Origin of the sequence: Salinicola halimionae (assembly GCF_003206065.1) — a bacterium.
Classification (GTDB): Bacteria; Pseudomonadota; Gammaproteobacteria; order Pseudomonadales; family Halomonadaceae; genus Salinicola; species Salinicola halimionae.
The window spans coordinates 372233-386853 of sequence record NZ_PZJQ01000005.1; the positions used below are offsets into that span (position 1 = coordinate 372233).

At 61.2% G+C, this 14621-nt stretch carries 12 protein-coding genes; 9 read left to right on the forward strand and 3 right to left on the reverse strand.

The window, feature by feature from the left end; translation table 11 throughout:
• Nucleotides 1-120: 120 nt before the first annotated feature.
• Together accA and tilS are read left to right on the forward strand one after the other, a co-directional pair.
• Nucleotides 121-1074, forward strand: a complete 954-nt coding sequence (gene accA / locus DOM27_RS14595; protein ID WP_110656977.1) for an acetyl-CoA carboxylase carboxyl transferase subunit alpha — start codon at nucleotides 121-123, stop codon at nucleotides 1072-1074.
• 108 nt (nucleotides 1075-1182) lie between these two features.
• Nucleotides 1183-2538: a tRNA lysidine(34) synthetase TilS gene (tilS, locus tag DOM27_RS14600; RefSeq protein ID WP_245392738.1), complete on the forward strand. Its 1356-nt coding sequence runs from the start codon at nucleotides 1183-1185 to the stop codon at nucleotides 2536-2538.
• Here tilS and DOM27_RS14605 read toward each other — a convergent pair.
• On the reverse strand, nucleotides 2499-4007 hold the full coding sequence (locus DOM27_RS14605; RefSeq protein ID WP_110656979.1) for a Ppx/GppA phosphatase family protein: 1509 nt from the start codon (nucleotides 4005-4007) through the stop codon (nucleotides 2499-2501). The two genes, tilS and DOM27_RS14605, sit on opposite strands and share 40 nt — an antisense overlap.
• A gap of 192 nt (nucleotides 4008-4199) precedes the next feature.
• Here DOM27_RS14605 and DOM27_RS14610 point away from each other — a divergent pair, with 192 nt between their 5' ends.
• From DOM27_RS14610 to folM, 5 genes are all read left to right on the forward strand, one after another.
• Nucleotides 4200-4532, forward strand: coding sequence for a thioredoxin family protein (locus tag DOM27_RS14610; protein WP_110656981.1), 333 nt, complete (start codon nucleotides 4200-4202; stop codon nucleotides 4530-4532).
• A 421-nt stretch (nucleotides 4533-4953) separates the two neighbouring features.
• Nucleotides 4954-6213, forward strand: coding sequence for a transcription termination factor Rho (gene rho, locus DOM27_RS14615; RefSeq protein WP_110656983.1), 1260 nt, complete (start codon nucleotides 4954-4956; stop codon nucleotides 6211-6213).
• Nucleotides 6214-6440: 227 nt separating this feature from the next.
• The gene (gene ubiD, locus DOM27_RS14620; protein WP_110656985.1) at nucleotides 6441-7958 is read left to right on the forward strand and encodes a 4-hydroxy-3-polyprenylbenzoate decarboxylase; all 1518 of its coding nucleotides are present in this window, start codon (nucleotides 6441-6443) and stop codon (nucleotides 7956-7958) included.
• A gap of 20 nt (nucleotides 7959-7978) precedes the next feature.
• On the forward strand, nucleotides 7979-8800 hold the full coding sequence (locus DOM27_RS14625; RefSeq protein ID WP_110656987.1) for an FAD-binding oxidoreductase: 822 nt from the start codon (nucleotides 7979-7981) through the stop codon (nucleotides 8798-8800).
• A complete protein-coding gene (folM, locus tag DOM27_RS14630; protein WP_110656989.1) occupies nucleotides 8797-9501 on the forward strand; it encodes a dihydromonapterin reductase in 705 nt (234 codons plus the stop codon). Before DOM27_RS14625 ends, folM begins: the two co-directional genes overlap by 4 nt.
• 76 nt (nucleotides 9502-9577) lie before the next feature.
• Here folM and DOM27_RS14635 read toward each other — a convergent pair whose 3' ends face one another.
• Nucleotides 9578-10285 (reverse strand): anti-sigma factor, encoded by a 708-nt coding sequence (locus tag DOM27_RS14635; protein ID WP_110656991.1) that lies wholly within the window; start codon nucleotides 10283-10285, stop codon nucleotides 9578-9580.
• Complete coding sequence (locus DOM27_RS14640; protein WP_110656993.1) at nucleotides 10264-10818, reverse strand: sigma-70 family RNA polymerase sigma factor; 555 nt, start codon at nucleotides 10816-10818, stop codon at nucleotides 10264-10266. Before DOM27_RS14640 ends, DOM27_RS14635 begins: the two co-directional genes overlap by 22 nt.
• Before the next feature lie 428 nt (nucleotides 10819-11246).
• Between DOM27_RS14640 and DOM27_RS14645 the strand changes: the two genes are divergently transcribed.
• Together DOM27_RS14645 and DOM27_RS14650 are read left to right on the forward strand one after the other, a co-directional pair.
• Nucleotides 11247-12323, forward strand: coding sequence for a 3-deoxy-7-phosphoheptulonate synthase (locus DOM27_RS14645; RefSeq protein WP_110656995.1), 1077 nt, complete (start codon nucleotides 11247-11249; stop codon nucleotides 12321-12323).
• Nucleotides 12324-12428: 105 nt separating this feature from the next.
• The gene (locus tag DOM27_RS14650; protein WP_110657831.1) at nucleotides 12429-14555 is read left to right on the forward strand and encodes a PhoX family protein; all 2127 of its coding nucleotides are present in this window, start codon (nucleotides 12429-12431) and stop codon (nucleotides 14553-14555) included.
• Nucleotides 14556-14621: the final 66 nt, after the last annotated feature.

A 14621-nucleotide genomic window follows, 5' to 3' on the forward strand; every position in this document is an offset into this window, starting at 1 on the left:
CGGTCCCCAGGGGCCTCCTTGCGAACACACATGAAGGTGCGATAATGGTGTGTTTCGCCGCACGCCAGTCGCTCGTATTTCAGACACCGAAGCTTGCCAGGATCACACAGTAGAAGCTCTATGAATCCCAATTACCTAGACTTTGAACAACCGATTGCCGAACTCCAGGCCAAGATCGAAGAACTGCGTCTGGTCGGTAACGATAGCCGCATCAGCCTGAGTGAAGAGATCGGCAAGCTCGAGGAGAAAAGCCGTAAGCTCACCGAGCAGATCTTTCGCGACCTGACCGCCTGGCAGGTGACGCAGCTGTCACGCCATCCTCAGCGCCCCTACACGCTCGACTATCTCGATAGCATCTTCACCGACTTTGACGAGATGCACGGCGATCGTCATTTCGCCGACGATGCCGCCCTGGTCGGCGGTGTGGCACGTCTCGACGACAAGCCGGTGATGGTCATCGGCCATCAGAAAGGTCGTGACGTCAAGGAGAAGGTGCGACGTAACTTCGGCATGCCACGGCCTGAAGGCTATCGCAAGGCGTGCCGCCTGATGGAGACGGCCGAGCGCTTCAAGATGCCGGTGCTGACGTTCATCGACACCCCCGGAGCCTATCCCGGCATCGATGCCGAGGAACGCGGACAGTCCGAAGCGATTGCCTACAATCTGGCGGTGATGTCGCGTCTGAAGACGCCGATCATAGCCACGGTGATCGGTGAAGGGGGTTCCGGCGGGGCCTTGGCGATCGGCGTCTGCGACGAGTTGCAGATGCTGCAGTACTCGACCTATTCGGTGATCTCGCCGGAAGGCTGCGCCTCGATCCTGTGGAAGAGTGCCGAGAAAGCCTCCGATGCGGCGCAGGCCATGGGTATCACCGCCTCGCGCCTCAAGGAGCTCGGCTTTGTCGATACGTTGATCAGCGAGCCGCTCGGCGGCGCCCATCGCAATCCGCACAAGACCGCCAATCAGGTCAAGGAAGCGCTGACGGGTAGTCTCGATCGGTTGCAGGCGATGGATACCGAGAGTCTTTTGGAAACACGTTATCAACGCCTGATGAGTTACGGCGCTCCGCAATAAAGACGGCCGGCTGCGTTCGATCATACGGTGCCGAGCACTCGCTCGGCCTGCTCATGTAGCGATCTACACTGCGCGTCTTTGCTCGCTCTCGCTTTGTCTGAGTATCGCTTGCGCGGTTACGCGGCGATACTGGTTCGGCTGAAAGAGTTGAGCTTTCAGGAGGGCTGGGCGTTGCAGTATTCCTTGGAAAATCTCATCGATAATGCCTTGGCACATCATGTGCCGGGGCGCGTCGTCTGGGTGGCGCTTTCCGGCGGTCTCGACTCTTCTCTGCTATTGAGCGTGGCGGCGCCGCTGGCGCGTCGCCGCGGTATCGATCTGCGTGCGATCCACGTCAACCACGGCCTGCAGGCGTCAGCGAGCGACTTCGAGACATACTGTCGGGAGCTGTGCGGTTCGATGGCCGTGTCTCTGGTCGTTGCTCATGTGTCCGTCAGCCCGGCAGGACAGGGCGTCGAGGCGTCCGCGCGAGACGCCCGTTATCAGGCATTTTCCCACCATCTCTCTGCGGGTGACCGCCTCTGGTTGGCGCAGCATGCCGACGATCAAGCCGAAACGCTCATGCTGGCGGCACTCCGTGGCAGTGGGGTGCGTGGTCTGGCGGGCATGCCTGTGGTGCGCCAATGGCGGGGAATATCCATCGAGCGCCCTTGGCTGAGTCTGGGGCGATCCGCACTAGCGAGGGAGGCGCAGCGTCGCGAACTGGCCTGGTGCGAGGATCCCACCAATGCCGAGGTGAGATTCGACCGCAACTATCTGCGCCATCGCGTGCTGGCACCGTTGCGACAGCGCTGGCCACACGCGGTCGAGGCTTTGGCGCGGAGTGCCGATCATCTGCAGGAGGCCGACGAGCTGCTGGGAGAGCTCGCCGAGATCGACTTGGCGGAAGCGGGGAGTGATCCCGGCTGCCTGCGGCTGTCAACGCTACGCGGGCTCCGCTCCTCGCGCCGACGCCTGCTGATTCGCCATGCGCTCGAGCGTCTCGGATTGCCGATGCCGCCGGAGACGCGCCTGTTCGAGCTGGAACGCCAGCTATCCGCGGCAGCGCCCGATCGCCAGCCATTGCTCTACTGGGCGGGGGGGGAGGCTCGGATCTGGCGGCATCATCTCTACTTGATGGCGCCACTGTTCCCGGTCGATCCCGGATGGCAAGTGGCCTGGGACGGGGTTTCATCGCTGGAAACGCCCTGGGCGCGCTATTCATATGAGTTGCGGCCGTTACAGGGCGGCACGACATCGCCGCTGTGTGTCAGCCTGCGCCAAGGCGGAGAACGATTGCGTCTGGCCGGACGCGGCACTCGCGATCTCAAACGGCTGTTACAGGAAGCCGGCATACCGCCCTGGCAGCGAGATCGCTTGCCGCTAGTGTGGTGCGGGGACGAGTTGGTGGCCGTGCTCGGCGTTCTGTCAGCGCAGGGCTGGAATCAGGCGCCGTATGTCAGCGTCAGCCCGGCGGCTTCTTGATAGGCGGCTTCCTGCTCGAGGTCGTTGAGCAGTAGTGCCTGAGGCTTGGCTTCCAGCAACATGAGTTGCAGCTCGTCGCCCTGGCAGACGAGACGAAAGTCGACGGGGGCCTGTTCCGGGCGAGCGTGATTGAGTATCACTGCCAGCCGTAGCAGGCGAGCCAGACGCCGATAGGTAAGTTGCACGGTTTCTGGCAGGGCTTCCAGCTCCTTCTGAGCGAATTTACGCCGATGAGCACGGACCAGAAACGCCAGCGCTTGCTGCTCGGGGCGCGAGAATCCGGTCAAATCGGAATATTCGAGCAGGTAAGCGCCGTGGCGGTGGAATTGGCTATGAGAGATCGCTAGCCCAATCTCGTGCACCTGGGCGGCCCAGAACAGGAACAGACGCTGCTCTTCAGTCAGCGACCAGGCCTTGCTGACCTGATCGAAGGCGATCATGGCGCTTTTCGCTACATGATCGGCGTGGGCCGTCTCGACGCTGTAGCGCCGCATCAGCAGCTCGATGGTATGTCGACGGGAATCTTCGGGAGTACTGCGGCCGATCAGATCGAATAGCACGCCTTCGCGCAGCGCGCCGTCGGAATATCGCATGCGCTCCAGGCCGAAGGCCTCGAAAACGGCACACAGAATCGCGACGCCAGCGGGAAATACGCGCGCGCGATCTTCCTTCAGGCCCTCCATCGCGATCTTGTCCAGAGCGCCGAAGCCGATCAGCGTCTTGCGCAGTTTCATCAGCGCGTCGCGCTCGATCAGCGTGGCATCGCCATCGCCTCTGGCTCCGATCACGGCGGCGACAGCCTTGATCGTGCCGCTGGAGCCGATCGGATCCTGCCAGCCCAAATGGCAGTAGTGTCGCTGGATATTGGCCAGTTCCGACATCGCCGCCATCTCGGCGCGTCTAAAGCGCTTTTCGCTGATTTCGCCGCTGGCAAAAAAGGTGCCGGTGTAGGCGACACAGCCCATATGAAGACTCTCCAGCGCCTGGGGCTCGAAGTCTTCGCCGATAATGAATTCGGTTGAGCCGCCACCGATGTCGACGATCAGGCGTCGACCATGCACTTCGGCCAGGGCATGCGCAGCGCCCAGGTAGATCAGACGCGCTTCTTCGCGCCCGCCAATGATCTCGATCGGGTGTCCGATCAGGGCCTCGGCGCGGTCGATCAATTCGCGGGCATTGTAGGCGGCACGCAGCGCGTTGGTACCCACGATGCGCAAGTTGGCAGCCGGGACGCCGTCGAGAAAAGGTGCGAAACGCTCAAGGCATGCCAACGCTCGCTCCATGGCCGCATCGGTAAAATTCTCGTTCTCATCGAGGCCGGCGGCGAGCTGGACTTTCTCGCCCATCTTGGCGACGACCTGTAGCTGGCCGTCCTGGTAGTTGGCGACCAACAGATGAAAACTGTTGGAGCCAAGATCGATTGCGGCCAGGCGACGCGTCGCGTCTTTGGCGGTCGACTTCCCGCTCATGGCGTAGCGTCCTCGAAAGCGGCATGAAAGATTGGTATCTACAGCGTGTCGTCCGCACTCGTGACGCTCATGGCGAGCGCCGGGAGAACACCGGACGGGCCAAGATTGCGGGGGTCTTCGGGCCTTGTCAATTACCTGCGCTGCGGGCATGCTAGCGTTAGGGAAGATGCCAACCGATAGGGGCGCGAGTTCATGCAGTCACAGCGGCGCCATCTGGATAGTGAGGCTTTCGAGCGTCAACGCGAGGAACGGCAGACACCGTGGCTCGCGGTTTTCGTCGCCGACTGGTGTCAACCCTGTGAAACGCTGCTGTCGCGCCTTTCCTCGGCGACGCCTGAGTCGATTCGTGACCTGACCGTGGGTGTCGTCGATGTCGATCGCGAATCAGCGCTGGCGGAGCGTTACGGAATCAAGGGTACACCGACGCTGATTCTATTCATCGAGGGCGAGCCTCGTCTCACGCGGGTGGGCGCATTATCGGAAGCGCAGTTGTTGCAAATCGGCGAAGAGAGTCTGCGCAATTGATCGAACGCACTTGATATGGCGGCAGAACGTCACTATTTAGGGGCTTGCTTTCGGCAGATAGCTTGTCTACCATCTGGACGTTCACCTGTTCCGAATGCTTCTCGACCGCGCCGCGGTCCCCCAAGTCGTCAGTCAATCCCAGTCCCAATCTTCGGTCAGTTTCGATCTTTGGACAGTGACAACGCTCCCGGATGACTCTTTCCGTGAGATTGCAGGCGAATCAAATCGCTCTCCCGGCATCCTCGCAACATGGCAAGTCGGTATCCGGCCTGTTTCGACGTAGCGCCTAGAGGCCATGCGAAATGTCTGCCCCTGGGACGACTGAACGCGCCGCGCGGCGTTTGAATTGACCGCCTCTTGTCCTCCTTTTCTATCTCGGCAAAAGTCATTGCCTGCGACACGAGCCATCTTTGACGAACTCATGAATCTAACCGAACTCAAGCAAAAATCCGTTCCTGAACTGCTGGATATCGCCCGTGAAATGGGTATCGATAATCTGGCTCGCTCGCGCAAGCAGGACATCATCTTCGCCATTCTGAAAAAGCACGCCAAGAGTGGTGAAGATATCTATGGCGATGGCGTCCTGGAGATTCTGCAGGACGGTTTCGGTTTCCTGCGTAGCGCGGATTCCTCCTATCTGGCTGGCCCCGACGACATTTATGTCTCGCCTTCACAGATTCGTCGCTTCAACCTGCGCAAGGGCGACTCGATTTCCGGCAAGATTCGTCCGCCGAAAGAAGGCGAGCGCTACTTCGCGCTATTGAAAGTCAACGAAATCAACTTCGACAAGCCGGAAAACGCCAAGCACAAGATCTTGTTCGAGAACCTGACGCCGCTGTTCCCGCAGGAACGTCTGCCGATGGAGATCGGCAACGGCTCCACCGAGGACATCACGGCCCGCGTGATCGACCTCACGTCACCGATCGGCAAGGGCCAGCGTGGCCTGATCGTATCGCCGCCCAAGGCCGGCAAGACCTTGATGCTGCAGAACATCGCCGCCTCGATCACGCGCAACAATCCCGAATGTCACATGATCGTGCTGCTGATCGACGAGCGGCCGGAAGAAGTGACGGAAATGTCGCGCACGGTGCGTGGCGAAGTGGTGGCCTCGACCTTCGACGAGCCGCCGGCGCGTCACGTTCAGGTCGCCGAGATGGTCATCGAGAAGGCCAAACGCCTGGTCGAGCACAAGAAGGACGTGGTCATTCTGCTCGACTCCATCACCCGTCTGGCGCGCGCCTACAATACCGTGGTGCCGTCCTCCGGCAAGGTTCTGACCGGTGGTGTCGATGCTCACGCCCTCGAGAAGCCCAAGCGCTTCTTCGGTGCGGCGCGAAACATCGAAGAGGGTGGCAGCCTGACCATCATCGCCACGGCGCTGGTCGATACCGGCTCGAAGATGGACGAAGTGATCTTCGAGGAGTTCAAGGGTACCGGCAACATGGAAGCCCACCTCGACCGCAAGCTGGCCGAGCGTCGTGTCTACCCGGCCTTCAACATTCGTCGTTCCGGTACGCGTCGCGAGGATTTGATCGCCTCCGAGGAAGAATTGCAGCGCATGTGGATCCTGCGCAAGCTGCTCAACCCGATGGACGATGTGGCAGCGACGGAGTTCCTGATCGATCGCCTCAAGGATACCAAGACGAATCTGGAATTCTTCGAAGCCATGAAAAGACGTTGATTCTGGCTGGCTGCACTCGATGATACTGCGTTGGAAAATCGCTCAAGCTGCTCATTTACTCCCGTAAACTCCGCGCTCTCGCAATTTTCCGCCTTGTCTCATCATCGCTCGCTCAGTCACCTTTCAACGTCTATCTCCATGGGTAGGTGCCAAGCGGGCCGAAAATAAAGGGCAGCATGCTATGCTGCCCTTTTTGCGTTCTTGAATAGCGGGATACGGGCAACGTCATGAAATATCACGATTTGCGGGATTTCATCACGGCGCTGGAGCAGCGTGGTGAGTTGAAGCGCGTCAGTGTCGAAGTGGACCCGTATCTGGAAATTACCGAAATCTGCGATCGCACCCTGCGGGCTGGCGGACCAGCGCTACTGTTCGAGAACGTCAAGGGCAGCGAGATGCCGGTGCTGGGTAACCTGTTCGGAACCCCCGATCGGGTTGCCTTGGGGATGGGGCAGGAGAGTGTCGAATCGCTGCGCGAGGTCGGCAAGCTACTGGCTTTTCTGAAGGAGCCCGACCCGCCCAAGGGGCTCAAGGATGCCTGGGACAAGCTGCCGATCTTCAAGCAGGTCATGAGCATGGGGCCGAAGACGGTACGGTCCGCACCCTGTCAGCAAGTCGTGTTCGAGGGCGAGGACGTCGATCTCGCCCGGCTGCCGATTCAGCATTGCTGGCCAGGCGACGTGGCGCCGCTGGTGACCTGGGCGCTGGTGGTCACCAAGGGGCCGCACAAGACGCGGCAGAATTTGGGCATCTATCGCCAGCAGAAGCTGGGGAAAAACCGATTGATCATGCGCTGGTTGAGCCACCGGGGCGGGGCGCTGGATTTCCGCGAATGGCAGCAGGTCCATCCGGGTGAACCATTTCCCGTGGCCGTGGCGTTGGGTGCCGACCCGGCAACGATTCTTGGCGCGGTAACGCCGGTACCGGATACGCTCTCCGAATACGCTTTCGCCGGGCTGTTGCGAGGTTCGCGTACGGAGCTGGTCAAATGCGGCCACGCCGATCTGGAAGTCCCGGCCTCGAGCGAGATCGTGCTGGAAGGCTTCATTTATCCGGATGACATGGCACCTGAAGGGCCCTATGGCGACCATACCGGTTACTACAACGAAGTCGAATCCTTCCCGGTGTTCACCGTCGAGAGAATTACCCACCGGCGCGATCCGATCTACCATTCCACCTATACCGGACGGCCGCCGGATGAACCAGCAGTGCTGGGGTTGGCGCTCAACGAGGTATTCGTGCCGATTCTGCGCAAACAGTTCCCCGAGATCGTCGATTTCTATCTGCCGCCGGAGGGATGCTCCTATCGCATGGCGGTAGTGACCATGAAGAAGCAGTATCCCGGCCATGCCAAGCGCGTGATGATGGGAGTCTGGAGTTTTTTACGCCAGTTCATGTATACCAAGTTCGTGATCGTGCTGGATGACGATGTCGATGCGCGCAACTGGGAAGATGTGATCTGGGCCATCACCACGCGCATGGATCCGGCCCGCGATACTGTCATGGTCGAGAATACGCCTATCGACTATCTCGATTTCGCATCACCGACGGCGGGGCTTGGTTCCAAGATGGGTCTGGACGCCACCAACAAGTGGCCGGGCGAAACCACTCGAGAGTGGGGTGAGCCCATCGTCATGGATCCGCGAGTCAAATCACGTGTCGATGAGCGTTGGGAGAGTTACGGTATCGATATCGCAGCGCCGCCGGCGCGAACGGGAACCTCGAGCAAAGATGGGGCGGCATGACGGCAAGTAGCGAAGTAGACATGACGGTCAGGACGTTGACCTGCCAGGTCGAGACGGTCGAGGATCTGACGCCCGATGTGTTCCGGGTCATGCTCGAAGGGCGGGTCGAGGCGATCGGCCATGCGCCGGGTCAATATCTGGAACTGGAATTGCATGAAGGCACCTGGGTGCCTTTCTCGATCGCCTGCGCCGAAAACGGTAACGGGCAGCTGGAGTTGCATATTCAGCACTGGCCGGAACGTACCCACTCGGCGCGGTTGCGCGAACTGTTGACCCATCGCAATAGACTGTCGGTGCGTCTGCCCAGTGGCAATTGCTTTCTGCCGACGGGAGGATCACAGCCGCTGCTGTTGATCGCGGCCGGTACGGGCTTCGCTCAACTCAAGGCGATCGTCGAAGCGGCGCTGGCGGAAAACCGCAATCGGGAAATATCGCTCTGGTGGGCAGTGCGCGAGCGCCGTGATCTGTATGCGGAGTCATTGGCGCGGGAATGGGCTCAGGGGTATTCGAACGTCCATTTCCACGCTGTGGTCGAAACGCCGGAGACCGAGCTCGAATCGGTGCCGGGACTTCACTGGCATCCGGGACGTATTGACGAGGCGCTGGCGGCAACGCTGGAGACGCTCGAAGGCATCGAGATCTATATCGCCGGCTCACCGGGCATGGTTTACGCCTGCGTCGATACACTGGCTCCGCTGGGTCTTCTCGAGCAACAGGTGCATTCGGACGTCTTCAACTACGCACCGAGAGTGCCATTTCTGCCACTGCCCGAGGGCGGCCCGACGCAGGCGCTACTGACCCCGGGCGAAGCGCTCTCGACATCGAAGAAGAGAAATCCATGAGTCAGTCCCCGATTCTGATCACCGGTGGCGCTCAGCGTTTGGGGCGTCACTGTGCCGAGCGGCTGCTCGACGACGGTCATCCGGTCATCGTCACTTACCGACGCGAGCGCGATACGCTGACGGCGTTGCGGGAGCGAGGCGCGATCACGCTGTCTGCGGATTTCGCCAGCGAAGCGGGTATACATGATTTCATCGCCCGGCTGCGCGACACTACCTCAAGTCTGCGCGCCGTCATTCACAATGCCGGCGAGTGGCTATCGGATCCCGAGCCATCGGCGGCGGGCGAAACTCTGGAGCGACTGTTTCGGGTCCATATGCAGGCGCCGTATCTGATCAACCTGAACGTCAGAGATCTGCTGGAAGCGTGTCAGGAACCTCAGTGCGATATCGTGCATATCACCGATAATATCGTTCGGCATGGGGTGGCGCGTGGTGCGGCAGGGCAGGCGGCTTATGCCGCCACCAAGGCGGGGCTCGAGAGTCTGACCCGGTCGTTCGCGGTACAGTTTGCTCCCCGGATTCAGGTCAACGCGATTGCGCCGGGTCTAGTGATGCTCAATGGGGACGAGGGTCTCGCCGGTGACAGCGAACGGCGAGTGCCCGGGCCCGGGGTGGTCTATCAGACTCTGCGTTATCTGCTCGATAACGATTTCGTCACCGGGACCATCGTCGCGGTGGATGGCGGCCGTCATCTCGATTGACGGTCGTGCCGGTCGGCGTTGAGGCCCCGGCGCCCGTCAAGAGATGGCCGGGTCTGTTATCGACTACGAGATTTGACTACAGCGATACGGTGTTGCTGCGGATCTGAATCAACTTGCCCTCATCGATCACCGGTCCGGATGGTTTGCCTTCCGGTGCCCCGGCGCTGGGTTCCATGCTCACGGCGAAGTCGGCGGTCTTCATCAGATTCAGCATCTTGGCGGGAAGCTGCATGGTGGCTTCGCCGTGGTTCGGCAGCATGCCCAACGAGACCGGCGTGCCATTCTCCATCATCCATAGTTCGCCGCCCTTGCCGGCGGGCATCGGATCCGGCGACACCGCTTGTACCATCATCTTGCCGTTCAGGGTGGCGTTGAGAATCCACGCTGTCTGTCCACTGGCCTGGTTGATCACGAACACGTACTCGCCCGGCATCATGCCCGACTCCTTCGGTGTCAAAGTCAGCACGGCCAGCGCTAGCGCCGCGGCAGTCGCGAGACCGCTGAATGCGCGCCAGAAGCCGAGGCGCTGTATCAGGCCGGTGCTCAGCCCGAGGCGTGAGCTGATGCCGCTCCACAGGCGAGAGGGCGGTGGAACGGGCGCAAGCTGCTGATTGAGCAGCTGCAGGTGCTCGCGCCAGGCATCGACGCTCTGCTGTAGCTCGAAACTGACCGCAAGCAATGCCTCGAACTCGGCACGCTGATCGCGGTCAAGCGTGCCGAGGACATATTCCCCGGCTGCCATCTCGCGCTCATCCGGGTCGCTCAAGCGAAACGTGTCATGCATTCTTTCAACCTCTCGAGGCCTCTCCGGACCCAGCTCTTGACGGTTCCCAGCGGTTTGGTCATATGCGACGCTAGGTCGTGGTGAGTCAGCCCTTCGAAAAACGCGAGTTCAAGCGCTTGGCGCTGTTGCGACGTCAATTCTGTCAGGCACTGCTGCAGCGTTTCTGCCTGCTGATTGATATCGCTCTCGCTTTCGACATCGGATTCGCCCGGTAGCGAATCGATGATGGCATCACCGTCGGATTCCTGGGGGCGCTGACGCCTGAGCCAGTCGATACCGATATTGCGCGTGAGCGTCGATAACCAGGTCATCGGCCGGGCGCGCGAGGCATCGTACTGACCGGCTACCTGCCAGACACGCAGGTATACCAGTTGCAGGCAATCCTGAGCTGCTGCTTCCTGTCGTACGATACGCAGCAACTGGGCGTATAGATGCGGACTGGTCGCACGGTATAGCTTCTCGAAAGCGGAACCGTCGCCACGGGCGCTGGCGTGGAGATTGTCGATCAGCACGTCATGAGGCGGGTAGGCCATGGAAGTCCTTAGAATGCTTTCTTTTTCTTGCCCTCAGTCTCGCCAACGGGCTCGAACAAGTAAAGCTCGGATAAAGGCTGGGCATCCTATCGGCGCAAAAGACTTGTCAAAACTCATCGGCAGGTTAGGATAGGGGTACGACATTTCGAATAGAACGTCTGCGAGAGAACGTCATGACCGAACGCCACGACTCACGTTTCATCGACACGGCCCAAGCTTGCGGCAATGCGGTGACGTTTGCGTTCTTTGGTTATGGCTATTGGTTTAGGACTGGCGTGCCCGCCGGTTGGTCACATTGACCTGAACCCGCGAGGCACGCCCGGAACCGGGCTGCCTCCTCGCATCAAGAACCCCCGGATGGCTGCCCACCCGGGGGTTCTTGCGTATCGGGTCTCGCTTCTTGAATTCAATCCTGGAATGAGATCGTTATGGACGCTGCCACATCCGAGCTGAAACCGACCCCGTCGACACCGGCGTCATCGCCCGCCGTGAGGATACTGCCGTTACCGACGGCCGATGAGCTGCGCCAGCGCCTGCCGTTGAGCCCGGCACTGCAAACCCGGATCGGCGAGCAGCGTCGAGCCATACAGGCGATTCTGGACGGCAAGGACGACCGCCTGCTGGTGGTGGCCGGACCCTGTTCGGTGCATGACCCTGTCGCAGCCCTGGAATATGCCCAACGCTTGGCGGCGCTCAATGCGGTCGTCGAGGACCGATTGCTGCTGGTGATGCGGGTCTATGTCGAGAAGCCGCGGACTACCGTCGGCTGGAAGGGCATGGCCTACGATCCGCATCTCGATGGCAGCGACGATATGGCCGCGGGCCTGGCCATGGCGAGGCGGCTGATGCGGGATATCGCCGAGCTGGGCCTGCCGGTCGCGACGGAGCTGCTCCAGCCGATGGCGGGAGCCTATTTCGATGATCTGCTGAGCTGGGTGGCGATTGGTGCGCGCACCACGGAATCGCAGATTCATCGCGAGCTGGCCAGCGGGCTGGCGGCAGCCGTCGGCTTCAAGAATGGTACCCAGGGCAATGTCGATGTCGCCATTGCCGCGATGCAGTCTGCTGCCCACCCGCATCGCCATTTCGGTGTCACGACGGCCGGCGGCCCGGCGATGATCGAGACATCGGGGAATCCGGCCACACATCTGGTGCTTCGAGGGGGGCAAAACGGGCCCAATCACGATGCCGAAAGCGTGGCCGCCAGTCGCCGCGCCATGGAGCAGGCCGGGCTCAGGGCCAATGTCATGGTGGACTGCAGCCACGCCAACTCGTGCAAGGATCATCGGCGTCAGACGGAAGTGCTGTTCGATGTGCTGGAACAGCGGCTGAAGGGCGATCGGAGCCTGATCGGAGTGATGCTCGAAAGCCATCTGTTCGAAGGTAAGCAGGCGCTCAACCCTGCGACGCTGCGCTACGGCGTATCGATCACCGACGCCTGCCTGGGCTGGGAGGCCACTGGCGCGTTGTTGACGCGAGTTGCCGACCGTCTACGCGGCGGATGAGCGCCGCGGAAATGGGTGATGCTGCGCTCGCTCGACATCATTTTGTCACGCCCTCGGCATAGTCTCGTCACGACAATCAATCCGTGGCGAGTCAGGGGATATAACGTGAGCCGAGACGTCGAAGATCATCGAATTCACAATCGCAGTCAAAATCTGCCTTTTGACGAGGTGGTCGCGCGCCATCTTTCACGTCGACAGATTCTGCAAGGTGGCCTGGGGCTGGCCGCACTCTCGATGATGGGAGGATTCGGCCTCGGTGGCAGCAACGGCGCCCGGGCACAGGACAAGACGCCGTTGGCACTGGCGTTCGAGTCTATTCTCGGTTCCCGTACCGATGCGGTCGTGGTGCCAGCCGGGTATCGGGCACAGGTGTTGATTCCGTGGGGAACGCCACTCAACGCCCGGGCCAGCGACTGGCACAGGGAGCTTGTCATGACGCCGGCGCAGCAGGCGAACAGCGTGGGGATGCATCACGATGGAATGCACGCCTTTCCGCTGGACTTGGAGAATGCCTCCCGACGCTTCTTGCTAGCGCTCAACAATGAATACATCGACCAGGATGCACTGTGGGCGCCCCGAGGCCCGACCCAGCCGGACGGCGTAAGACCAGCCGACGAAGTGCGCACCGAGATCAATGCCCACGGTGTCACGATCGTCGAGATCCAGCGCCAGAACGACGGTGGCTGGGCGCATGTGATCGATTCCCCCTACAACCGCCGAATCACCACCGCCACGCCGATACGGCTCTCCGGGCCAGTGGCGGGTAGCGATTACGTCAGGACGCGCTACTCCGCCGACGGTACCCGAACGCGAGGCACCAACAACAACTGTGCCAATGGCTATACGCCTTGGGGTACCTACCTGACCTGCGAAGAGAACTGGCCGGAAGTGTTCGTCAATACCGGTGAGCGTTTTAGTGACGATGCCCGTTTGGGGCTGCCGACCGATCGCGGGCGTTATGGCTGGGAGACGGCGGCCGGCGACGGCGAGCAGGATGACGAGTTTGCCCGTTTCGATGTCACGCCCGGCGAGGGCGAGGCCAGCGAGGACTACCGCAACGAGGCGCGCACATTCGGCTACGTGGTCGAGATCGATCCCTACACCCAGGCAATGGCAATGAAGCGCACCGCCCTGGGACGCTTTCGCCACGAAGGCTGCTGGCCGGGGCTCGTTCGTGCCGGAGAGCCGCTGACGTTCTATACTGGCCACGACTCGCGCAACGAGTACATCTACAAGTTTGTCAGCGCCGCCAATTGGGATCCCGCCGACGCCCCCAAGCCGGGCAGCGAGGCGGACCGTCTGGCGATCGGTAGCCGTTATCTCGACGAGGGTACGCTCTATGTGGCGCGCTTCGATGAGGATGGCCGGGGTGAGTGGCTGGCGCTGACGCCGGGTGCCGCAACGCCTACTGGCCAGACATTGGCCGCGGCGCTGAACCTGGAGGCCGACGATGCTGCTGGCGTCATCATCCACACCTGTGACGCCGCCGACCTGATGGGGGCAACGCCGATGGACCGACCGGAGTGGTCGAGTGTCGATCCCGTCTCCGGCGAGGTCTATTTCACGCTGACCAACAACTCCAAACGTACCGCAGATGGCACCGACGCCACTTTCACCAACGAAGGCGCGGCACTTGAGGCATCAGGCGCGGGTTATGCCACCGCGCCGACCAATAGCGCCAACCCGCGCGCCGATAACGAGAACGGTCACATCATTCGCTGGCGCGAACAGTCGGATAATCGTTTTGCTTGGGAGATCTTCGTGTTCGGCAGCGACGCCGGCGCCAACGATAACCGCTCTGGCCTGACGCCGGGCAACCAGTTCGCGAGTCCCGACGGCCTATGGTACGACGAGCGCGGCGAGGGCCAGGGCATCCTCTGGTTCCAGACCGACAACAGCGATAATGCCGTGGCCGAATACACCAACGACCAGTTACTGGCAGTGGTGCCGGGGGCGCTCGATTCCGGTCGTGGGTCCGACTCGGTCATCGATGCCGACAATCAGGATCAGCTCAAGCGCTTCGCCGCGGGGCCCAACGACTGCGAGGTGACCGGTATCTTCGCCACGCCCGATCGCACGACGCTGTTCATCAATATCCAGCACCCCGGCAACTGGCCTGCGGATGGCGATGCGTTGACTCAGGATGCGACGCAGGTCGCTGCCGGGAAGGTGCGTCCACGAGCGGCGACGGTAGCCATCTGGAAAGAGGATGGCGGGCAGATCGGCGTCTAGTTCTTCGACGATAGTTGAGCCGGATGCGCCTGCATCCGGCTTTTTTGCGATCCATCACTCGATATT